The organism is Paenirhodobacter sp., from assembly GCF_041916475.1.
GTDB lineage: Bacteria > Pseudomonadota > Alphaproteobacteria > Rhodobacterales > Rhodobacteraceae > Rhodobacter.
Genome location: NZ_JAYRZN010000029.1, coordinates 1 through 21,237, shown reverse-complemented (window position 1 = coordinate 21,237; position 21,237 = coordinate 1). Strand labels below are relative to the sequence as shown.

Below are 21,237 nucleotides of genomic sequence, written 5' to 3'. Positions count from 1 at the left end.
GCCGGGGCTCAGCGCCGACAAACCTGCTGTGAGGCACCCGCCGTGGCGCCGCCGCCGAAGCCAGCCAGCTGCACCGAGATGCCCACGCTCGTTTCGGGGATCACACTAGAGGAGGACGTGAACCGACGCGAGAGGGAAAGATCGACGCTCATGCACTCGTTGACGTATTCCAGCCCGATCGCCGCCCGCGCCGCGCGCTCGTTGGTGAAATCGTAGCGGGTGTTGATCAGGCTGCGCCAGCCCTGCGTCCAGTTCCATCCGGCCTCCAGCAGCAGCTCGCTGGTGGGCTCGGGGCGCTCCTCGGTCTCGTCGGCGCGCATCCACAGATAGCCGAGTGCGACCTGATAATCGTCGTCGAGATAGCCCACCCGGAGCTCCTCGCGCGAGAAGCCGAAACGGTCGTCGAACAGGGCGCGGTTGGCCACGGTGAAGCCATTGGCGGCGGTCAGCGTGGTGCCCAGCAGCCAGTCCGACTGCTTGCCCGAAAGGCCGGAGCCCTCGGGGAACTGCTGCAGGTCCTTCGCGCGGATCACCCGCCCCGCCGTCATGCCGAGCGACCAGCCGGAGGCGTCCATCCGGGTCCAGCTGACACCCAGATTGGCGCGCAGCCCCTGTTCGCGCGCATCGGCGCCGGGGAAGCGCGAGATCGAGAACAGGTTGCCCTCGTCGAATTCGGTCAGCAGGCTGTCCTCGTTCGGCACGCGCTTGATGGTGTTGGGGCTCCAGAACACCTGGGCGATGGGCTCGATCACATGCGCCGCGCGGCCCGAGGTGGCGATCCAGGGCCAGCGGATTTCCGCGCCGATGGTGGGCAGGGCGCGGAAGGTGGTGGCGTGCCAGTCCGCATCCTGCTGCACCGAGATCACGTCGGCCGCGAGGTTGCCGAGCGTCGCGGCGAGGATGCCGCCCGGCAGCAGCCATTGCCGCCGCCAGTCCGCCTCGAGCGAGGTGCGCAGCACGTCGCGCCCGTCGGAGACCAGATCCGGGTCCACCGCAGTATCGTAATCCAGCGTCGAGGCGCGCCGGTGCATGTGGATGCCCCAGTCCACCGACATTTCGCCGCCGATCCGGTCCGGCCGGAACACCCGCGTCCAGGTGAAATCGCCCGAAGCCATCGGCTGGGTCGAGTTGCTCTCGCCCTCGCGGATCGAATGGGTGTTGCCCAGCCGCATCCAGATCAGCTCCTGGCGCTGCACCTTTTCGAGCGTGATCCCCGACCACAGCCGGTCGTCGTCGGTGATGTCGTAATCGGTCAGGTAGCCGCCATCCGAGGTCAGCCGCAGCTGCACGCCCAGGGTGAAATCGTCGGGCATGGCGAAGGTGCCGTTGGCGAACAGATAGCCGCGGGTATCGCCCTCGCGGATGCTGTCGTTCGTCAGCGCGCCCTCCATCGTATAGCTGCCGCTGAGCAGCGCCTGCCGGTAGCGCACGCCCATTGTGCGGGTCCAGTCGCTGGAAATATAGGGCGTGAGCGTCAGGTCCGCCGAAGAGCCGAGGGCGAAGAAATACGGGATCTTCACGCCCGGGCCGAGGCTGGTGGTGGTGCGGAATTCGGGCCGGAGCACCCCGGACATCCGCTCCACCGTCGGGTCGGGCAGGCGCAGCGACGGCAGCCACATCAGCGGCAGGCCCATGAAGCGGAACTGGGCGCCCTCGAAATGCATCTGCCGGGTGAGGGTGTCATGGGTGATGCGGCGGGCGCGGATTTCCCACAGCGGCGTCGGGTCGCTGGCGCAGACCTGGCAGGAGGAGGCGACGACATTGTCGAGCGTCGTGGTCACGCCGTCGTGCCGCTCGATCCGGGTGGCGGCGAGCTGCATCTCGCGGGCCATCACCATGCGCGCGCCGGTCAACACGCCGTTCTGCATGTCGCGCGAGAGCTGGGCCTGCTCGGCGATCACGACGGAACCGGTTTGCCCTGGCTGTTCGAGCCGGAGCGGGCCCTCGATCGTCAGCAGATCGGCGGCCTTGTCATAGGTGACCCGCCGCGCGGTCAGGTGGTTCTGCTTCCACCAGACCTCGATCGAGCCTTCGGCCACGAGCGTGTCGCGCCCGCTGACCATGATCCGGTCCGCGAGCAGGGTCGCGGCCTCGTCGGCCTGATCGGCGGTATAGCCCGCGGGCGCGCCCTCCTGGGCCAGGGCCGGCGGGCAGAGCGCCGTCGTCAGCAGGGCCGCCAGCAGCCAGTTCCGTGCCATCAGCCGTCCTCCCGAGACAGTACGAGCGCCAGCGCCAGCATCAGCGCGATCAGCGGCGGCGCCCAGGCCGCAAGCGCAATCGGGATCTGCCCGTTGTCGCCCAGGACCTGCGCGATATTGCGCAGGAAGAAGGCCGCGAGGCCCGCCCCCAGCGTGAGCAGCACCATCACCCCGCTCTGGCCGAAGCGGACATGGGCCATGTTGAACCCGGCCGCGATGAGCACCATCGCCGCCAGCATCAGCGGCAGCGCGAGCTCCATCTGGAACCACAGAAGGTGGCGTCGCGCGGAGAAGCCTGCGCCCTCCATGCCCTTGATAAAGCCCGGCAATTGCCAGATCGGGATGGAGGAGGGGGTGCCGAAGCTGTCGCGGATACGCTCGGCCGTGAGATCCGAGGCGAGCGTCAGCGTATCGAGCACCTTGGCGTCGCGCTCGGGGTTCGTGGAGGCGCCGAGCGGCCAGTCCTTCACCCTCGACAATTGCCACGCGCCATCGCGCAGATCGGCCGTCTCGGCCTCGATCCGGCGCACGGCGCCATGGTCGGGGGCGAAGATCATGAAGGTCACGCTGCTCAGCCGGGTGGCATCGAGGCTCGCGCGCGCAGCGCGGATCACCGCCTGGTTGCCGCTGCCATCGTTCATGCCCTGCCGCATCCACACGCCCTCGCTGCCGATCGAGACGGTCTCCAGCCCGCTGCTGCGGTAGCGCCCAGCGAGCTCCTCGTAGCGCTTCTGCGTGGCCGAGACGATCGGGTTCCCGGCTGCCACGGCAACAATGCCGATCATCAGCGCCACGCCCACCGGCGCGGCCAGCATCCGCAGCGCGGGCTGCCCCGCGGCCCGGATCACCACCAGCTCGGACGAGCGCGCCAGCCCGATGAACAGCACGACCGCCGCCAGCACCATCAGGATCGGCAAGATCGCATAGATCGATTCCGGCACCGCCAGCAGCGAGAGCCGCGCCGCCTGGCCGAGGTTGATCTGGCTGCCGCTGAAGGCGCGGACCTTCTCCACCATCTCGATCAGGAACAGGATGCCCCAGAAGGTGAACAGCACCATCAGGAAGGCGCGGAAGAACCGCCGCGCGATGTAGAACGACAGCGTCATGCCGCCACCTCGCGGACCCGGCGCGGCCGCGCCGACCACCACAGGATCAGGGCCGCCGCCGCAACCCCGGCCAGCGCCGGCAGGTAGGCCAGCGGCCAGAGCGCAACCTGGCGCTGCATCGCGCTTTCGGCGGCATTCGACAGGAACTGCAGCACGATCAGCCCGAGCACCGCGATCAGGATCTGCCACCACATGCCGAAGCGGGAAAAGCCGCCGAGCATGAGCGCGGCAAAGCCTATAAGCACCGCGGCCGGGGCCAGAAGCGGCTGCGCGATCCGGTCGTTGAGCACGCGCATCGGCTCGCCCGCATCGGCGCCGAGCCGGGCCAGAAGCGCGTCCGAGGGCATCACGATCTGCCAGCTCGGGAGCTCGTCCCAGCCCTCGGTGGCGGCGGCGGGCGTGCCGATCAGGGCCGCGATGTCGTAGGTCAGGTCGGTGAACCGGGTCACGGCGAGGCTTTCGTCGGAGAGACGCAGGGTCTGGGCCATGCCGTTGAGCATGATCAGCTTCGGCCCGGTATCGGAGCGCACGATCAGCGCCTTTTCGGCGGTATAAGTGGTGCGCTCCACCGTGGAGCGCGCGTCCGACAGGAACAGATCCAGCAATTCGCCCCTGGGCGAGATCTCGCGGATGTAGATGGTGACGCCATCGGCCGGGTGCTGGAAGGCGCCCTCGGTCAGGAACCGCGCGGTGACATTCTCGGCCACCTCGGCCTGGCGCTCGGCCAGCTTGTGGCGCGAGACCGGCACCAGCACATGCACCAGCACCATCATCAGGAGCGCCACAATCAGCCCGAACACCGCCACCGGCCGCGCCAGCCGCCAGGGCGAGGCGCCGGTGGCCTGCATCACCACGAATTCGGAATCGGCGCTGAGCCGGTTGATCGCATAGACGGTCGCGGCGAAGCCCGCCACCGGCAGCACCAGGCGGATCACGTTGGGCAGAGTGAGCAGGGTGAATTCCAGCACCACCCAGGCGGTCTGGCCATCGCCGATCAGCTTGTCGAACAGCAGGACCGCCCGGTTCACCCAATAGACCGAGACCAGCACCAGCGCGAAGAAGCCGAACAGCGCCATCAGCCGGGAGAGAAGATATCGGTCGAGCTGCGTCACTGTCCTGTCCGGATCGGAGTTCTGTTCCCGCCTGTCTAACCCGCGCCGCCCGCGGCGAAAAGCCCCGGCCGGGAGCGATGGTGGCGGCGCTTTTCATTTTGCCGCCCCGCCGCTAGGCTCGGCGGGAAATCGCCCGCAGGATACCGCTCATGACCCATCCCGTCGCCATCTCTTTTGCCGAAACCAGCCCGGAGGCGATTGCGGCCTTCCCGGGGCGCGTGGCCTTGGTGGTGGGGGCGGCGCTGTCTCCGCTCGGGCGGCGGATAGACCGGCTCACGCGCGGGGCGCTGGCGCGGGCCATGGCCTCGGAGGCCTGGGGTAAGGTCAAGCCCGGCGAATCGCTGAGCATCGGCTTCCCGGCGGGCCTCGCCTGCGAGGCGCTGGATCTCGTCGCGCTGGATCGCAAGGCGGATCAGGGCGCGGCGCGCAAGGCTGGCGCCCGGGTTGCGCGCGGGCTCGGGCCGCTGGGCGCGCTGGTCGTGGCCGAGGGGCATCCGCGCGCGGCCGATATGGCCTTCGGGCTGGCGCTGCGGGCCTACCGCTTCGATTACCACACCGAGGCGAAGCCCGCCTTCGGGCCGGTGACGCTGATGGTGGCGAAGCCAGAGGACGTGGCCCGCGCGGCCGCCCCCCATGCCGCGCTGGCGGAGGGTATCTTCTTCACCCGCGATCTGGTGAACGAGCCGGCCAATATCCTCACCACCGACGATTTCGCGGCCCGGCTGGCGGCGATGCAGGAGCTCGGGGTGGATGTGGAGATCCTGGAGGAGGCGCAGCTCGGCGCGCTTGGCATGCGCGCACTGCTGGGCGTCGGGCAGGGCTCGGCGAGCCCCTCCAAGGTGGTGGTGATGCGCTGGAACGGCGGCGAAGGCGCGCCGCTCGCGCTGGTGGGCAAGGGTGTCGTGTTCGATACCGGCGGCATCTCCCTCAAACCCGGCGCGGGGATGGAAGAGATGACGATGGACATGGGCGGCGCGGCCGTGGTGGCGGGGGTGCTGCGCACGCTGGCGCTGCGCAAGGCGCGGGCCAATGTGGTCGGGCTGGTGGGGCTGGTGGAGAACATGCCCGATGGCCTCGCGCAGCGGCCGGGCGATATCGTGCGCTCGATGAAGGGCGACACGATCGAGATCGTGAACACCGATGCCGAGGGGCGGCTCGTGCTGGCCGATGTGCTCTGGTACGCGCAGGAGCGGTTCAAGCCGCGCGCGGTGATCGACCTCGCGACGCTGACCGGGGCGATCATCGTCGCGCTCGGGCATGAGCGCGCGGGCGTGTTCACCAATGACGAGGCCTTCTCCGATCAGGTGCTGGCGGCCGCGAAAGCCGAAGGCGAGGGCGCCTGGCCGATGCCGCTGGACCCGGCCTATGACGCGCTGATCACCTCGCGGCTGGCAGATATCAAGAATTCGGGCGGGCGCTATGCGGCCTCCGTCGCGGCGGCGGCCTTCCTGAAGCGGTTCGTGGGCGATGTGCCCTGGTGCCATATCGACATTGCCGGGGTGACGCTACCGCCTGGAGAGACCACGCTCTCGCCCAAGGGGCCGACGGGCTGGGGTGTGCTCACGCTCGACCGGCTGATCCGCGACCGGTTCGAGGCCTGATGCCCGCGCTGTTCTACCATGTGACCCAGTCGGCGGTGGAGGATGTGGTCTCCACGCTACTCTCCCGCGCGCTGGCGCAGGGCTGGAAGGTGGAGCTGCGCGGCCAGACCGTGGAGCGGATGGAGTGGTACGACCAGAAGCTCTGGCTCGGCCCGGAGGAGGACTTCCTGCCGCATGGGCTGCAGGGCGGGGCGCAGGATGCGCTGCAGCCGGTGCTCCTTACCCATGTGCCGCATCCCGAGGGCCGCCAGGCGGTGATGGCGGTGGAGGGGGCGGCGGTGACGGCTGCGGACGTGGCCGCGGCGGAGCGGGTCTGGATCCTGTTCGACGGGCGCGACCCGATGGCGGTGGACCATGCCCGCGGCCAGTGGCGCGACCTCACGGGCGCGGGGGCTGCGGCGCAATACTGGTCCGAAGAGGGCGGCCGCTGGGAAAAGAAGGCCGAGCGCTAATCGGCGATCCCGCCCGGCTCCAGCACCACGACGGTCGGCTGCTTCGGCAGGCCGCGCAGCGTGAGGGTGATTTCGCTGCTGCCGGGGCGGATCACCGCGAAGTTGTCCGCCATGCCGGCCATGAACCGCTGCAGCGTCGCTTCGTTGAACCAGTGCACCGGGATCACCACCGAACTGCGCAGCCGGCGCAGGATATCGACCATCTCGCCCTGGTTGATTGTCATGGAGCCATCCACCGCCGCCATCACCACATCGAGCCGCCCGAGGGCCGCGAACTGCGCCTCCGTGGGCGTGTGGTGCAGATGGCCGAGGTGGCCGATGCACAGGCCCGCGGTTTCGAACACGAAGATCGAATTGCCGTTTTCCTCCACGGTGCCGTAGCTGCGGATCGCGGTGGGCACATTGCGGATGAGGATATCGCCCACCTGCCGGTGATGCTTCGCCGCGATGCCGAACTGGTCGGACCAGCCGCGCAGCACCAATGCGCTTTCGGGGGGCGTATCGGTATAATGGCTGGAATGGGCGCGGTTCATCGTGACCACATCCGGGGTGAAGCCCTGCACCTGGCCGTTGAAATCGGTTATCACGGAGGTGCCGCCCGCGCTTTGCAGCAGCACCATGGCATGATCGATGAAGCGCAGCCGCACCGCATCCTGGGGGACCGGGTCGCTCACCGCGGCCTTGTGCAGGTACTCGAGCCCGGGCGCGGATTGCGCCAGCGCGATGCAATGCGAGATCGGGCGGGTCTGGGCGGCGGCTGGCGCCGCCTGCCCGAGGGTCAGCGCGGCAAGGGCAAGCAGGCGGAGCATCGGATCCTCCCTGTACGGTCGCGTGATCCGGAAACGGTACGGGAGAATGCGGCGCCCGGTCCTCACAACGGCGTGAGGGGCGGCTTTTCAAGCGGGGCATTTCGGCCTATTGCGGCCCGGTTCGGCCGATGCGGCGCGGAAGGAGACCGAGATGAGCAAGTTCAGCTTCACCCTGAAGGCCACCGACGGCCGCGCCCGCACCGGCGTGATCCATACGCCGCGCGGCGAGATCCGCACGCCCGCGTTCATGCCGGTGGGCACCGCGGCCACCGTGAAGGCGATGATGCCCGACTCGGTCGCGGCGACCGGGGCGGATATCCTGCTCGGCAATACCTATCACCTGATGCTGCGCCCGAGCGCGGAGCGCATCGCCCGGCTGGGCGGGCTGCACCGGTTCATGAACTGGGACAAGCCGATCCTGACCGATTCCGGCGGCTTCCAGGTGATGTCGCTCGCCGATCTGCGCAAGCTGACGGAGGAGGGCGTGACCTTCCGCAGCCATGTGGACGGCTCCAAACACGTGCTGAGCCCCGAGCGCAGCATGGAGATTCAGCGGCGGCTCGGCTCCGATATCGTGATGTGCTTCGATGAATGCCCGGCGCTGCCCGCGACCGAGGATGTGGTGGCCAAATCCATGCGGCTGTCCATGCGGTGGGCGCAGCGCTCGCGCGATGCGTTCGGAGACCGGCCCGGGCATGCCTTGTTCGGGATCATGCAAGGCGGCGTCACGCCGGAGCTGCGCGCGGAATCGGCTGCGGCGCTGAGCGCGATCGGCTTCGATGGCTATGCGGTGGGCGGGCTTGCCGTGGGCGAGGGGCAGGAGGCGATGTTCGGCGTGCTGGACTATGCGCCGGGCCTGCTGCCGCAGGACAAGCCGCGCTACCTGATGGGCGTGGGCAAGCCCGATGACATTGTGGGTGCGGTCGAGCGCGGCATCGACATGATGGATTGCGTGCTGCCCTCGCGCTCCGGGCGCACCGGGCAGGCCTGGACCCGGCGCGGGCAGGTCAATATCAAGAACGCCCGGCACATGGACGACCCGCGGCCGCTGGACGAGGCCTGCACCTGCCCCTGCTGCCGCAGCTACAGCCGCGCCTATCTGCACCATGTGTTCAAGGCGCAGGAGATCATCTCCTCGATGCTGCTGACCTGGCACAACCTGCATTATTATCAGCAGCTGATGCAGGGGCTGCGCGACGCGATTGCCGCGGGGCGGCTGGCCGCTTTCGTGGCGGAATTCCATGCCCAGCGGGCGGGCGGCGATATCGAGCCGCTCTAATCGGTGATGACGAGATCGGCGGCGCGGCTCTCGCGCCGCAGCATCCGGCCATTGGGCAGGTCGTTCTCCTCGATCCTGCGCAGGGCCTCGGCCTCCGGCAGGCCCTGCCAGCGCGCGCGCAGCCTGCGGCGCAGCTCCGCCTCCGGCACCGCGATCCTGACCGAGAGATCGAACAGCGGCGCCAGCTCGCGCCAGCCCGGGCGGGCGAGCAGCAGGTAATTGCCCTCGACCAGCACGAACCGCGCCCGGCCCGGAACGACGGCGCCCGCCGGCACCACGGTATCGGCGCCGCGGTCGAAAACCGGTATGGGGAGGTCGTGCTCGGCGTGTTTCAGCGCCAGGATCTGGGCGTGAAGTCCGGCCATATCAAAGGTTTCCGGGGCGCCCTTGATGTGGCGCATGAAGCGCGCCTCCAGCACGGCATTGTCCAGATGGAAGCCGTCCATCGCGAGGATCGCGGCGGAATTCGGCGCCCGCGCATTCAGCGCCTCGGCCAATTCGCCTGCCAGCCGCGATTTGCCCGCCCCGGGCGCGCCAACGATGGCGATGAGGTTGCGCGGCGCCTCCAGCTGCAGCAGATGCCCCGCAAGATCGGCGCGATCCACCCGCAGCTCACTGTCCATGAAGGCGCCGACGTCGCCCATCGGCCCGTTGGAATCGCCCAGCCAGAATTCGTCGCCCGCGTTTTCCCGCATCAGCCCTCCATGGCCGCGATGAGGCGCGCCATCGCCGCCGCCGGATCCGCGTCGCGCCAGATTTCCTCGCCGATGGCGAAGAAATCGGTGACGGGGGTGAAATCCGCAACCAGCGCTTCGGAGAGCGCGCCTTCGGCCACCACCGGAACCTCGATCATCTCGCTCCACCAGGCGAACAGGTCGCGCTCGGCGCGGGTGCCGGTGCCAAGGCCGGTCTCGCCGATCGGGCCGAAGCAGACGTAATCGGCCCCGGCCTCGCCCGCGTTCATCCCGTCATGGCGCGAGGCGCCGCAATAGGCGCCGACGATCGCATCCTGGCCAAGCTCCTTGCGCGCCGCGCGCACCGAGCGCGCGCCATCGGTGAGGTGCACGCCATCGAGCCCGTGCCGCTCGACCAGGTGGATGTGGTTCTCGATCACCAGGGCCACATCGTATTCATGGGCCACGACGCGCACCGCATCGGCCGCGCGCATCACCGCATCCTCGTCCTTCGTGGCGAGCCCGAGGCGGATGCAGGCAATGTCATGGGCCGAGAGCACGCGCGCGAGCGTTTCCGGAAACAGGTCCAGATCGAAGCTCGGCGGGGTGAGCAGATAGATCTGCGGGCGGTCCTCGGCCATGGCGGCTCCTGAATATCTGGCGCCGGGCGGCGCGGGGGCGTTTCGGGCCTTCTAGCGCAGGCGCCCGCGCCTTGCCAGAGCCGTCAAGGGGGGCTAAGGGGCCATGGAAAGGATGTGCCATGACCGACCTGATCCGCAATCCCGTCTTCGTCCTCGTCCGGCCGCAGATGGGCGAGAACATCGGCGCGGCGGCGCGCGCGATGCTGAACTTCAGCCTGACGAGCATGCGGGTGGTGGATCCGCGCGACGGCTGGCCGAACCCGAAGGCGGTGGCGATGGCCTCGGGGGCGGCCTCGCAGGTACTGGACTTCGCGGGGGTGTTTCCGGATACGGCGCGGGCGGTGGAGGATTGCGATTTCGTTTTTGCCACCACGGCGCGCGGGCGCGAGCTGACGAAGCCGATCTATACGCCCGAGGCCGCGATGGCCGAGACCCATGCCCGCATCAAGGCCGGGCAGAAGGTGGCGGTGCTGTTCGGGCCGGAGCGCACCGGGCTCGAGAACGACGATATCGCCCGCGCGAATGCGATCATCACCGTGCCGGTCAATCCGGGGTTCTTCTCGCTGAACCTGGCGCAGGCGGTGCTGCTGACGGCCTATGAATTCTCGCGCAGGGTGCATCAGGCGCCGGCGGTGGATCCGGGGCTGGCGGGCGCGGAGGTTGCGAGCGCGATCGAGGTCGAGAAGCTCGGCGATCATTACGAGGAAAAGCTGGAGGCGGCCGGGTTCTTCTTCCCGCCCGACAAGGCCGCGCCGATGAAGCGCAACCTGCGCAACATGTGGTCGCGCTTCGGCCTGACGCGGGCCGATGTGCAGACATTGCACGGCATGCTGCGTCAAATCACCCGCAACCGGGGCTGAGCAGGGCCTTGCCGCCCCGCGCCCCGGCGCCTACTCTCCCGCGCAGAGGACGGAGACCTTCATGAGCCCGAAACGCAGCATTTTCGAGGAGGTCGGGAACAAGGCCCCCGCCGCCCGCGCGACGCCGAAGGGAAACCTGATCGACGCCCGCCCGAGGGGCGCGCGGCAGGCGATCCGGATCTGGCTGATCGTCCTGTTCGCGCTGGTGGTGGCGATGATCGGGGTGGGCGGCGCCACGCGGCTCACGGATTCGGGGCTGTCGATCACCGAATGGCGGCCGGTCACCGGGGCGCTGCCGCCGATGGACGAGGCCGCATGGGCGGGTGAATTCGCCAAATATCAGGCGACGCCGCAATTCGCGCTGATGAACCGGGGCATGACGCTCGCGGAGTTCAAGGGCATTTACTGGTGGGAATGGGGCCATCGGCAGCTCGGGCGCACCATCGGGCTCGTCTGGGCGGTGGGCTTCCTGGGCTTCCTGGCGACGCGGCGGATCCCGCCGGGCTGGGTGCCGCGGCTTTTGGGCATCGGCGTGCTCGGCGGGCTGCAGGGCGCGATCGGCTGGTGGATGGTCTCCTCGGGGCTGGTGGGCGACATGACCTCGGTCGCCTCCTACCGGCTCGCGGTGCATCTCGGGCTCGCCTTCCTGATCCTCGGCTTCATCGCCTGGTATGTGCTGGAGCTCGGGCGCAGCCAGGCGGAGCTGTTGCAGGCGCGCAGGCTGGCGGAGCCGAAGCTCTTCGGCACGGCCACCGGCGTGCTGCATCTGGCTTTCCTGCAGGTGCTGTTGGGCGCGCTCGTGGCGGGGATCGATGCCGGGCGCGGCTTCACCGACTGGCCGCTGATGGGCGGGCAGGTGCTGCCGCCCGATCCGTTCGCGCTCTCGCCGCTGTGGCGCAATTTCTTCGAGGATCCGGGCCTCGTGCAGTTCATGCACCGCGCGGTGGGCTATCTCGTGCTGGTCTTCGGCGCGGTGGTGGCCGTGCTCGGGCGGCGCTCGCCGCAGGCGGCCACGCGCATGGCCTTCGCCTGGATGGGCACCTGGCTTCTGGTGCAGGTCGGGCTTGGCATCGTCACGCTGGTGCATGGCGCGCCGATGCATCTCGGGCTCATCCATCAGATGGGGGCGGTGGTGGCCTTCGTCCTTATCCTACGGGCGCGCTTTCTGGCGCGGTATCCGGTTGTCCAGTCGATCAGGGGGAGCAGATGACGGCACTCAAGGACCTCATTGCCTTTCAACGCGAAACCGAGGCGCTGTCTTCGGTTGCCGAGCGGCTGGGCTGGGACCAGGAGGCGGTGATGCCGCGCGGCGCCGCCGAACAGCGGGCGGAGGAAATCGGCGCGCTGGAGGGGGTGCTGCATGCGCGGCGCACCGATCCGCGGCTGGAGGACTGGCTCGCGCGGGCGGAGGCCGATACCCCGGCCGAGGCGCGGATCCTGGATCTCGTCGGGCGCTCCTACAACCGCAACACCCGGGTTCCGGCGCGGCTGGCCGCCGAGATCGCGCGGCTGACCTCGCTCTCGCAGGGGATCTGGGCGGAGGCGCGCGCGGAGGAGAATGCAGCGGCCTTCCTGCCGACCCTGCGCGAGGTGGTGAAGCTGAAGCGCGAGGAGGCGGCCTGCATCTCCGAGGGCGACCGCTATGATGCGCTCCTCGACGATTACGAGCCGGGCGCGACGCAGAAATCCATCGCCCATATTTTCGACCGGATGCGGCCGCGGCTGGTGGCGCTGCGCGAGCGGGTGCTCGGCGCGGCCTATGCGCCGCCGGTGCTCGATCATGTATTCCCCGAGGCGGCGCAGCTGCGGCTGGCGCGGAAATGCGCGCTGGCCTTCGGCTACGACTGGACCTACGGGCGGATGGATACGGCGGTGCATCCGTTCTCCTCGGGCTCCGGGCGCGATGTGCGGATCACCACGCGGGTGGTGGAGAGCGATCCGTTCAACTGCCTTTACTCCACCATCCACGAAACCGGGCATGCGGTCTATGAGCTCGGGATCGACCCGGACTACCTGTTCACGCCGATGGGCCATGGCGTGTCGATGGGCGTACACGAAAGCCAGAGCCGGATCTTCGAGAACCAGCTTGGCCGGTCGCGCGCTTTCACCGGCTGGCTGCATACCCGGATGGTCGATGCCTTCGGCGATTTCGGGGTTTCGGCCGAGGAGTTCTATGCCTGCGTGAACCGGGTGAGCCCGGGCTTCATCCGCACCGAGGCCGATGAGCTGCACTATAACCTGCACATCATGATGCGCTTCGATCTGGAGCGGGCGCTGATCGCGGGCAAGCTGGAGGTCGAGGATCTTGAGGAGGCCTGGAATACCCGCTTCGCGCAGGATTTCGGGGTCCAGGTCACGCGCCCCTCGCAGGGCTTCTTGCAGGATGTGCACTGGCCGGTGGGCCTGTTTGGCTATTTCCCCACCTATGCGCTCGGCAATGTCTATGCGGGCTGCCTGCACAAGGCGCTGGAGGCCGCGGTGCCCGATCACGCCGAGGCGCTGGCCGAAGGCTCCGCCGCGCCGGCGGTGGAATGGCTGCGCGAGAACCTGCACCGGCATGGCGGGCTGCGCGGGCCGATGGAGACGATCACCCTGGCCTGTGGCGCGGCGCCGAGCGAAGCGCCGCTGCTCGATTACCTGGAGGCGAAATTCGCCGAGATCTATCGGCTCTGACGGGGCGTGAGCCGCAGCCAGATCCCGTCGCGGCTGCGCACCGTCAGATGCGCGACCGGGACGGGCGCGCGCCCCGGCGCGGGCTCCACGCGGAAATCGCGCAGGATCATGGCGAGCAGGAGCGGCCCTTCGGCCATGGCGAAGGCCGCCCCTGGGCAGCTGCGCGGCCCGGCCGAGAACGGGATATAGGCCGCGCGCGCGGCGGGGCAGGGCGCGTGCCAGCGTTCGGGCCGGAAGGCATCCGGCTCCGGCCAGAGCCGGTCGTGGCGGTGCAAGTGCCAGGGGCTGAGGACGATCTGTGCGCCTGCGGGCACGGGGCGGCCGCGGAAGGTTTCAGGGCAGGCGGCCTCGCGCACCAGCATCGGCACGGGTGGATACAGGCGCAGGGTTTCGCGAAAGACGGCGCGGGTATCGCGCAGGGCTGACAGCGCGCCGATATCGGGGCGCAGGCTTTGGGCTTCGGCGGCGATGCGCTCCTGCCATTCCGGATGGGTAGCAGCGAGATAGAGCGCCCAGGCGAGGGCGGAGGCCGATGTCTCGTGGCCGGCGAGGAAGAAGATCGCCACCTGATCGATCATCTCCTCGGTACCAAAGCATTCCCCCGTCACTGGATCGGGGGTGGTCATGATCTTCGTGGCGAGATCGTCGGGGGCGGTCCCGGCCGCAATTTCGGCCGCGCGGGCTTCGGTCAGGCGGGCGATCAGGGCGCGGATGCTGGCCGCGGTGCGCCGGGTGGTGCGGCCACGCCAGCACGGCAGCCAGCCCGGCAGCAGCGCCGCGGGCGTGAGCAGGGGCTGCGCGCGCTGATGGCTGCGGAAGGCTGCGAAGACCGCCTGCGCCGTGCCATCCTCGATCGGGACCGAGAACAGGGTGCGGAAGATGACATCCGCCGCGGCATGGGCGGTCTCTTGCTCCATGTCCACCGGCTCCGGCCCGGCGCAGGCATGCAGCCGGCTCAGGCAGGCCTCGCCCGCGGCCCAGAGTGCCGGGAAGGTCTGGGGCAGGCGGCCGCCTTCGAAGGCCGGGTCGATGATCCGGCGCTGCCGCGCCCAGGTGGCGCCATTGGTGACGAAAACGCTGTTGCGCAGGAGCGGCGCCAGACCCGCGCGCAGGCGGCCGGATTTGGGGAAATCCTCGGGGCGGCGGCGCAGCACGAGCTCCACCAGATCCGGATCGTTGCACAGGAAGGAGGGGAAGAACGGCGTGCGGTATTCGGCCATCCAGGCGTGATAGAGCCGGGCGGGCAGGGCGGAGAGGATATCGCGGGGAAACAGGGCGGCGCGGCGCAGAAAGCCCGCGCGCTCCGCGCGGGCGGCGGGTTTGGGCGGGGTCATCGTGCGGTGTGGCGGCTGGCCACACGGGTGATGCGGCTGCGCGACGGAGCCTGGCCTGCGAACCGGTCGGCCAGCCGCAGCGGCCCGGCGGTGATGCGGGAATAGTCGTAGCTGCCGGGGTGCTCGAAGGCGCAGAGATACTGGAAATGCAGGCGGAAGACATGGCGGCGCAATTTGCGCCAGCGCTCGGGGGCGATGGTCTTGCTGAAGGCCGCGGAGAGGATCAGCGGGCCGCGCGCATGGGGCGGCGCCACGCCCGAGACCGCGGCCGGATCGCACAGCGCGAAGGCGCAGCCATCGCCGGGCGCGGAGACATCGAGCCAGAAGGCGCGGCTCTGGCCCGCCATCAGCGCGAGATCGGCGCGCAGCGCGCGGGCTTCGGGCAGGAAGCTGATCATCGGCATCGCCTGGCCGAGGGTGAGCAGGCCGAGCGCTGCGGGGCCATTGGCGCGGCCGTCGCGAATCAGCCGGGCAAGGAGCGAGACGGCCAGATGCGCCCCGGAGGAATGGCCCACGACCAGAACCTCGTCCCAGTCCTCGGTGAGGGCGGCCTCGATCCGGCTGCCGAATTCTGCGATCCGGCGGTCCAGCTCCGGCGGATAGGCGCCCCGCCAGCGGCTGCTGAAGGCATAATCGTGCATCAGGTAATAGGCGAAGAACCAGCGGTCGTTGTGGCGAAACAGCTGCAGGAGCGCGACGGCGGCGGCGGCACCGAGGCCCGGCGCCAGCCATGCCGCAGAGGGCGCGCCGGGCAGGGCGGCCGCGGCGGCCCGCATCCCCAGCCAGCCCAGCCCGAGGGCTGCCGCGGCCTGAAGCAGCAGGACCACGACCGGATAGAGCGCGACCAGAATCGGCCCCTTGCGCAGCTGCATCAGCCGGAACAGGGCGCCGGTGCTGAGATAGATCCAGGCGGTATGGACCATCTGCGCATAGGTGGCGGGAATCGTACCGCCCATCGACGCGCGGTCGATATCGGACCAGGCCAGGACCTTGAACTCGGTCCGGGTCTCGGTGTTGTCCTGGGTCGAGATCACCGTCCAGCTGCGCCCGCCGCGCCCCGGGCTCAGGGCGAGGCGAAAGCCCGAGATTTCGGCCTGAAGGGCGCCCTGCCTGCGGTAGAGCTCGCGGTACCGGCGGGGGTGGAACGGATCGTAGCCCGGAATGTAGAACACCCGGCGGCGGCGTACGGATTGCGGCTGTGCTGGGGTCATCCTGTCCTCGGTGCTCCGACAACCTATGCAGGAAACCCGATCGTGGTAAAGATGTGCCGGCCCTGGGCTCAGCGCCAGCGGGCCTCGTTGCTGCGGATGGCGCGGATGCGGGCCTCGGCCGCGGGATGGGTGAGCAGCCAGGCGGGGGCCGCGGCGCCGGGGCTGCCGGTGAGGCGGTCGAGCTTTTCGAACAGCGAGATCTGCGGCCCGGTGCCGAAGCCTGCCTTGATCAGCAGCGCAGAGGCGAATTCATCGGCCTCGAATTCGTCGCGCTGGCTGAGCCGGGCGGCGAGCGCGGTGGAGATGAGGCCCGCGAGCCAAACGCCGGCGAAGGGCACGAGCCGCCCGAGTACAGGCACCAGCACCGCGCGCAGCGCGTTCTGCCCGGTGAAGTCGATCATCCGGCGCCGGGCATGGCCATGGGCGACATGGCCGAGCTCATGGGCCACCACCGAGGCGATTTCCTCGGCGCTGACACGGCCATCGCGGTAGAGCCGCATGAACCCTTCGGTCAGGAACACGCGGCCATCGGGGGCGGCGAGGCCATTGACCGGAGAGACCTCGTAGACATGCACGGGCACTTCGGCCACGCCCATCGCGGCGGCGAGACGGTCGAGAATGGGCTGCAGGTGGCTGTCGCGCAGGCGGCGCGAGCGGCTGTCGAGCTGGCGCTTCAGGTTGCGCGCGGAAAAGCTCCACAGCACGAGGCCGTAGCCGATGGCGAGCAGCAGAGGGAGCAGGCGCAGGATCATGCGCTGGATCTGGGGGCGGGCGGGGTCCCTGTCAAGCTAGAGCGCCTTCATCGCCCGGGTGATGCCCTCGAGGGTCAGCGGGAACATCCGGTCCTCGAAGATCTCGCGGATGATCCCGATCGACTGGGTATAGGGCCAGCGCGATTCCGGCTCCGGGTTCAGCCAGACATTGGCGGGCCATTGCTCACGCGCCCGCGCGAGCCAGAGCGACCCGGGCTCGGGGTTCCAATGCTCATTCGCGCCGCCCGGATGGGTGACCTCATAGGGCGACATCGCCGCATCGCCGACGAAGATGCATTTATAGTCCGGCCCGAAGCGGTGCAGCACCTCCCAGGTGGGGGTGACCTCCTCCCACCGGCGCTGTGCGGATTTCCACACCCCCTCGTAGAGGCAGTTGTGGAAATAGTAGTGCTCCAGATGCTTGAACTCGGCCCGGGCGGCGGAGAACAGCTCCTCCACCATCTTCACATGGGCATCCATCGAGCCGCCGATATCGAGAAACAGCACCACCTTCACCGCATTGTGCCGCTCGGGGCGGGTTTTCACGTCGATATAGCCCGCCTCGGCGGAGGCGCGGATGGTGCCAGGCAGGTCGAGCTCTTCCTCGGCCCCTTGCCGCGCCCATTGCCGCAGCCGCTTCAGCGCGACCTTGATGTTGCGGGTGCCGAGCTCGATGCTGTCGTCGAGGTCGCGGAAGTCGCGCCGGTCCCAGACCTTCACCGCGCGTTTGTGGCGCGATTCCTCCTGGCCGATGCGGATGCCCTCGGGGTTGTAGCCATAGGCGCCGAAGGGCGATGTACCGGCCGTGCCGATCCATTTGTTTCCACCCTGGTGACGCCCCTTCTGCTCCTCCAGCCGCTGGCGCAGGGTTTCCATCAGCTTGTCGAAGCCGCCCAGGGCCTCGATCGCGGCTTTTTCTTCCTCGCTGAGGTGGCGCTCCGCCATCTTGCGCAGCCAGTCCTCGGGCAGCTCCAGCGCCTCCAGAACGGCTTCGGGCGGGATCGCGTCCACGCCCGCGAAGCACTCGGCGAAGGCGCGGTCGAAGCGGTCCAGATGGCGCTCGTCCTTCACCATCGCGGCGCGGGCGAAATAATAGAAACCCTCGGTATCGTAGGTACAGAGCCCCTTCGACAGCCCTTCGAGGAAGCCCAGATATTCGCGCAGCGAAACCGGCACGCCAGCGCGGCGCAGGGCGTCGAAGAAGGGCCGGAACACCTCAGCCCATCCTGTTGAGGATGATGGTCAGCAGCAGGCCACACAGGCCCAGGATGATCCCCTGGACCGCCGCGTGCTGCGCCTGGTCGCGCCGGTCCCCGCCGCGCGCGCGCGCCTGGCGCACACCCAGAACCACCCCCGCCAGAACCCCTGCGATAATCAGCATCGACACCTCCCTTTGGCACAGCAGTAGCGCGCCCGCGCACATGTGTCGAGCGATGCCGTCTTGAACGGGCGGGGGGGAATGGATAGGTTGGAGGTAACTTGAAATCGGAGGGCGTGATCATGGCGCCCAGGCGTCCCCGGTCTGCGGGCGCGTTCCCGAAAGCGGTAGAGCACCCCGCGACCAAACCCGCCGAGTCCGGCGAGCTTTATGCTGCGCTGGACCTTGGCACGAACAGTTGCCGGATGCTGATTGCCCGACCCAAGGGCGATCAGTTCCAGGTCGTGGACAGTTTCTCCAAGGCTGTCCAGCTGGGGCAGGGGCTTGAGGCCTCGGGTCGGCTGTCGCGCAGCTCCATGGCGCGCACGGTGCAGGCGCTGCAGATCTGCCGGCGCAAGATCGAGACCCATGGCGTGAAGCGGATGCGGCTGGTGGCGACGGAGGCCTGCCGCAGGGCGGGCAATGCGCGCGACTTCATCCGCTATGTGCGGCGCGAAACCGGCCTGCCGCTGGAGATCATCCCGGCGGAGGAGGAGGCGCGGCTGGCGGTGATCTCCTGTGCGCCGCTGGTGTCGCGGCAGGCGGAGCAGGTGCTGATTGTCGATATCGGCGGCGGATCCACCGAGCTTGTGTGGATTGATGTGGCCGGGGTGGAGCCCTGCGAGCGCGCGCGGGCGATCATGCGCATCTCCGAGGGGCTGAGCCAGCCCGAAGGCACGGTGCCCGGCGCGCGGGTGGTGGACTGGATCTCGGTGCCGCTTGGCGTCGCGACGCTGAAGGACCATTTCGCCGATGTGGAGGACGATGCCGCGCGGTTCGCGCTGATGTCGTGGTACTTCGAGGAGAAGCTCGCGAATTTCTCCACCTACAGCTGCGGCGCGCCGCGCGAGGGGTTCCAGATCATCGGCACCTCGGGCACGGTGACGACGGTGGCGGCCTGCCACCTCGGGCTGCGCCGCTATGACCGGACCCGGGTCGATGGGCTGACGATGTCTTCGTCGCAGATCGACACGGTGATCCGCAGCTTCCTGTCGCTCGGGCCCGAGGGGCGGCGTGCGGATCCGCGCATCGGGCGCGACCGGCACACGCTTATCATGTCCGGCGCGGCGATTCTGCAGGCGCTGATGCGGGTCTGGCCGACCGATGCGATGTCGGTGGCGGACCGGGGGCTGCGCGAAGGCCTGCTATATGCACAGATGGCCGCCGATGGCGTGCTCGAAGAGATGGGACCGATCTGATGGCGAAAACACCGGGAAGCAGCACGGGCGGCAATACGTCGGGGCGGGGCCAGCGCGAGCTGCGGGTGCGGGTGAAGACCGCCAAGGGCCGCAAGCTGAGCTCCACCCTCTGGCTGGAGCGGCAGCTGAACGACCCCTATGTGCTGCGGGCCAAGAAGGAGGGCTATCGCGGGCGGGCGGCCTTCAAGATCCTGGAGCTGGATGACAAGTACCGGTTTCTGGTGCCCGGGGCGCGGGTGGTGGACCTTGGCTGTGCGCCAGGCGGCTGGTGCCAGGTGGCGGTGCAACGGGTGAATGCGCTTGGCGAGAAGTCCGGCAAGAAGGTGGGCACCGTGCTTGGGGTGGACCTGCAGGAGGTCGCGCCGATCGCCGGGGCGGAGATCCATCAGCTGGATTTCCTGGAGGATGATGCCGACGACAAGGTGAAGGGCTGGCTCGGCGGCAAGGCCGATGTGGTCATGTCCGACATGGCGGCTTCGGCTTCGGGGAATCAGCAGGTGGACCACCTGCGGATCATCACCCTGTGCGAACACGCGGCCTATTTCGCCTTCGACGTGCTGGAGGAGGGGGGCACCTTCGTCGCCAAGGTTCTGGCGGGCGGCGCGGAGCAGGAGCTGCTGACCATCCTGAAGAAGAATTTCTCCAAGGTGGTCAATGTGAAGCCGCCGGCCTCGCGCAAGGACAGCTCCGAGAAGTTCGTCGTGGCGACGGGGTTCCGTGGCAAACGCCACGAGGACGGGGTCTCGGAGGACCCTGAGACCTAAGTCGTATCCCCCTGCCCGGATGCCCTGTTTACACTGGCGGCATTCGGGCTATCTTTCCTGGTGCGGCACCGGAAAGAGGGGAGGCTTTTCGTCATGCCATTGCCTGTTGGCGCCTCGCGCGACCATGCGAAGATCGTTCAGTCCGTCGTCGCGTCTACCGCGGTCGGGCGGGCCGGATTTGCCGCGAGCTGGCGGCGGTCTCTTATTCATCATAAGTTGGATCCATCGAAGCCGCGTCCGATCGAACGGATTTCGGCGCCCGAAATGCATGCGCGGCGCGAGGCGGCGGGGCTTTTGTTGCGGATCGCGACGCCGGTGCTGGACCGGCTGGCGCGGGCGGCCTGCGAGGCGGGCTGTACGGTGCTGTTGTCGGATCCGGATGGCACCGTGCTGGATGAGCGCGTGCGCGATGGCGACCGTAAGGATTTCCACGCGTCCAATCTGGCGCCCGGTTCGGACTGGTCCGAGGGGATCGAGGGGACGAATGGCATTGGAACCTGCCTGGCCGAGGGGCGGGCGGTGACGGTTTGGCGCGATCAGCATTTCCGCGCGACCAATACCGGGCTCGTCTGCATGGGCTCGCCGGTGTTCGGGGCGGCGGGGGAGCTTGCGGGCGTGATCGACGTGAGCTCGGTGCGCTCCGATATGACAGAGGGATATGCGCGGCTGGTGTCGCTGACGGTTCAGGATGCGGCGCAGCGGATCGAGGCCGATCTGTTCCGGGCCAGTTTTGAGGGCGCGCGGATCCTGGCGGCCGGTGGCGAGGACAGTGTGCCCCAGGGGGTGATGCTTCTCGCGCTGGATCGCGATGACCTGGTGATCGGCGCCACGCGGGCCGCGCGCAAGCAGCTCGGGATCGAGGAGGCGCAGATCGGGCGCCTGCCGGCAGACGACCTTTTCGACCGCGGCCGCCGGGCAGGGGGGCTTGAGGCGGCGCAACGGGCGGAGATGGCCCGCGCGCTCGCGCGGGCGGGCGGGAATGTCTCGGCTGCGGCGCGAGATCTGGGTATCGGCCGGGCCACATTCTATCGCAAAGCGCGCGCTCTGGGGCTGGAAGTCTGACGTCTTGCGGCTGGGGCGATATAGTTTTCTTTTATTTTCAGTGAATTACGCTCTTCTCTGCTTAGATTTTGGATTTTTTATGAAATTGGGGGT

20 protein-coding genes are annotated in these 21,237 nt (G+C 68.8%); 9 read left to right on the top strand and 11 right to left on the bottom strand.

Annotation, left to right across the window (positions count from 1 at the left end; all coding sequences use genetic code 11):
- Positions 1–8: 8 nt before the first annotated feature.
- Genes ACOMG5_RS12650 through lptF form a run of 3 tightly spaced genes read right to left on the bottom strand, consistent with a single transcriptional unit; the run spans position 9 to position 4,416 of the window.
- Positions 9–2,198 (bottom strand): LPS-assembly protein LptD, encoded by a 2,190-nt coding sequence (locus tag ACOMG5_RS12650; RefSeq protein WP_420344166.1) that lies wholly within the window; start codon positions 2,196–2,198, stop codon positions 9–11.
- Positions 2,198–3,304: an LPS export ABC transporter permease LptG gene (gene lptG / locus ACOMG5_RS12645; RefSeq protein ID WP_420344165.1), complete on the bottom strand. Its 1,107-nt coding sequence runs from the start codon at positions 3,302–3,304 to the stop codon at positions 2,198–2,200. Before lptG ends, ACOMG5_RS12650 begins: the two co-directional genes overlap by 1 nt.
- Positions 3,301–4,416: an LPS export ABC transporter permease LptF gene (gene lptF, locus ACOMG5_RS12640; RefSeq protein WP_420344164.1), complete on the bottom strand. Its 1,116-nt coding sequence runs from the start codon at positions 4,414–4,416 to the stop codon at positions 3,301–3,303. Before lptF ends, lptG begins: the two co-directional genes overlap by 4 nt.
- A 149-nt stretch (positions 4,417–4,565) precedes the next feature.
- On the opposite strand from lptF, the gene ACOMG5_RS12635 reads away from it, so the two are divergent.
- Positions 4,566–6,017, top strand: coding sequence for a leucyl aminopeptidase (locus tag ACOMG5_RS12635; protein WP_420344163.1), 1,452 nt, complete (start codon positions 4,566–4,568; stop codon positions 6,015–6,017).
- Positions 6,017–6,469 carry a DNA polymerase III subunit chi gene (locus ACOMG5_RS12630; RefSeq protein ID WP_420344162.1) on the top strand — a complete coding sequence of 151 codons (453 nt, stop codon included), beginning with the start codon at positions 6,017–6,019 and terminating at the stop codon, positions 6,467–6,469. Before ACOMG5_RS12635 ends, ACOMG5_RS12630 begins: the two co-directional genes overlap by 1 nt.
- Here ACOMG5_RS12630 and ACOMG5_RS12625 read toward each other — a convergent pair.
- A complete protein-coding gene (locus ACOMG5_RS12625; protein WP_420344161.1) occupies positions 6,466–7,278 on the bottom strand; it encodes an MBL fold metallo-hydrolase in 813 nt (270 codons plus the stop codon). The two genes, ACOMG5_RS12630 and ACOMG5_RS12625, sit on opposite strands and share 4 nt — an antisense overlap.
- Positions 7,279–7,429: 151 nt before the next feature.
- On the opposite strand from ACOMG5_RS12625, the gene tgt reads away from it, so the two are divergent.
- Positions 7,430–8,557 (top strand): tRNA guanosine(34) transglycosylase Tgt, encoded by a 1,128-nt coding sequence (tgt, locus tag ACOMG5_RS12620; RefSeq protein WP_420344160.1) that lies wholly within the window; start codon positions 7,430–7,432, stop codon positions 8,555–8,557.
- On the opposite strand, the gene ACOMG5_RS12615 is transcribed toward tgt, so the two are convergent.
- Both ACOMG5_RS12615 and ACOMG5_RS12610 read right to left on the bottom strand, forming a co-directional pair.
- Entirely contained in the window at positions 8,554–9,252 is a 699-nt protein-coding gene (locus ACOMG5_RS12615; RefSeq protein WP_420344159.1) for a hypothetical protein, read from the bottom strand. The two genes, tgt and ACOMG5_RS12615, sit on opposite strands and share 4 nt — an antisense overlap.
- Positions 9,252–9,872, bottom strand: coding sequence for a thiamine phosphate synthase (locus ACOMG5_RS12610; RefSeq protein WP_420344158.1), 621 nt, complete (start codon positions 9,870–9,872; stop codon positions 9,252–9,254). The genes ACOMG5_RS12615 and ACOMG5_RS12610 overlap by 1 nt, the downstream gene beginning before the upstream one ends.
- 119 nt (positions 9,873–9,991) lie before the next feature.
- Here ACOMG5_RS12610 and ACOMG5_RS12605 point away from each other — a divergent pair, with 119 nt between their 5' ends.
- The 3 genes from ACOMG5_RS12605 to ACOMG5_RS12595 all read left to right on the top strand — a co-directional run bounded on the left by ACOMG5_RS12605 (position 9,992) and on the right by ACOMG5_RS12595 (position 13,405).
- On the top strand, positions 9,992–10,732 hold the full coding sequence (locus tag ACOMG5_RS12605) for an RNA methyltransferase (RefSeq protein ID WP_420344157.1): 741 nt from the start codon (positions 9,992–9,994) through the stop codon (positions 10,730–10,732).
- 61 nt (positions 10,733–10,793) lie between these two features.
- Positions 10,794–11,942, top strand: coding sequence for a heme A synthase (gene ctaA, locus ACOMG5_RS12600; RefSeq protein WP_420344156.1), 1,149 nt, complete (start codon positions 10,794–10,796; stop codon positions 11,940–11,942).
- Positions 11,939–13,405: a carboxypeptidase M32 gene (locus tag ACOMG5_RS12595; RefSeq protein WP_420344155.1), complete on the top strand. Its 1,467-nt coding sequence runs from the start codon at positions 11,939–11,941 to the stop codon at positions 13,403–13,405. Before ctaA ends, ACOMG5_RS12595 begins: the two co-directional genes overlap by 4 nt.
- On the opposite strand, the gene ACOMG5_RS12590 is transcribed toward ACOMG5_RS12595, so the two are convergent.
- The 5 genes from ACOMG5_RS12590 to ACOMG5_RS12570 all read right to left on the bottom strand — a co-directional run bounded on the left by ACOMG5_RS12590 (position 13,393) and on the right by ACOMG5_RS12570 (position 18,083).
- Positions 13,393–14,739: a cytochrome P450 gene (locus ACOMG5_RS12590; protein ID WP_420344154.1), complete on the bottom strand. Its 1,347-nt coding sequence runs from the start codon at positions 14,737–14,739 to the stop codon at positions 13,393–13,395. The genes ACOMG5_RS12595 and ACOMG5_RS12590 overlap by 13 nt on opposite strands.
- The gene (locus ACOMG5_RS12585; protein WP_420344153.1) at positions 14,736–15,950 is read right to left on the bottom strand and encodes a hypothetical protein; all 1,215 of its coding nucleotides are present in this window, start codon (positions 15,948–15,950) and stop codon (positions 14,736–14,738) included. The genes ACOMG5_RS12590 and ACOMG5_RS12585 overlap by 4 nt, the downstream gene beginning before the upstream one ends.
- Positions 15,951–16,018: 68 nt before the next feature.
- Positions 16,019–16,699 carry a M48 family metallopeptidase gene (locus ACOMG5_RS12580; protein ID WP_420344197.1) on the bottom strand — a complete coding sequence of 227 codons (681 nt, stop codon included), beginning with the start codon at positions 16,697–16,699 and terminating at the stop codon, positions 16,019–16,021.
- Positions 16,700–16,738: 39 nt separating this feature from the next.
- Positions 16,739–17,917, bottom strand: a complete 1,179-nt coding sequence (locus ACOMG5_RS12575; protein ID WP_420344152.1) for a vWA domain-containing protein — start codon at positions 17,915–17,917, stop codon at positions 16,739–16,741.
- A gap of 1 nt (position 17,918) precedes the next feature.
- Positions 17,919–18,083: a hypothetical protein gene (locus tag ACOMG5_RS12570; RefSeq protein WP_420344151.1), complete on the bottom strand. Its 165-nt coding sequence runs from the start codon at positions 18,081–18,083 to the stop codon at positions 17,919–17,921.
- A gap of 119 nt (positions 18,084–18,202) precedes the next feature.
- Here ACOMG5_RS12570 and ACOMG5_RS12565 point away from each other — a divergent pair, with 119 nt between their 5' ends.
- The 3 genes from ACOMG5_RS12565 to ACOMG5_RS12555 all read left to right on the top strand — a co-directional run bounded on the left by ACOMG5_RS12565 (position 18,203) and on the right by ACOMG5_RS12555 (position 21,144).
- On the top strand, positions 18,203–19,318 hold the full coding sequence (locus tag ACOMG5_RS12565) for a Ppx/GppA phosphatase family protein (protein ID WP_420344150.1): 1,116 nt from the start codon (positions 18,203–18,205) through the stop codon (positions 19,316–19,318).
- Positions 19,318–20,082: an RlmE family RNA methyltransferase gene (locus tag ACOMG5_RS12560; RefSeq protein WP_420344149.1), complete on the top strand. Its 765-nt coding sequence runs from the start codon at positions 19,318–19,320 to the stop codon at positions 20,080–20,082. The genes ACOMG5_RS12565 and ACOMG5_RS12560 overlap by 1 nt, the downstream gene beginning before the upstream one ends.
- A 264-nt stretch (positions 20,083–20,346) precedes the next feature.
- Positions 20,347–21,144 carry a GAF domain-containing protein gene (locus tag ACOMG5_RS12555; RefSeq protein ID WP_420344148.1) on the top strand — a complete coding sequence of 266 codons (798 nt, stop codon included), beginning with the start codon at positions 20,347–20,349 and terminating at the stop codon, positions 21,142–21,144.
- Positions 21,145–21,237: the final 93 nt, after the last annotated feature.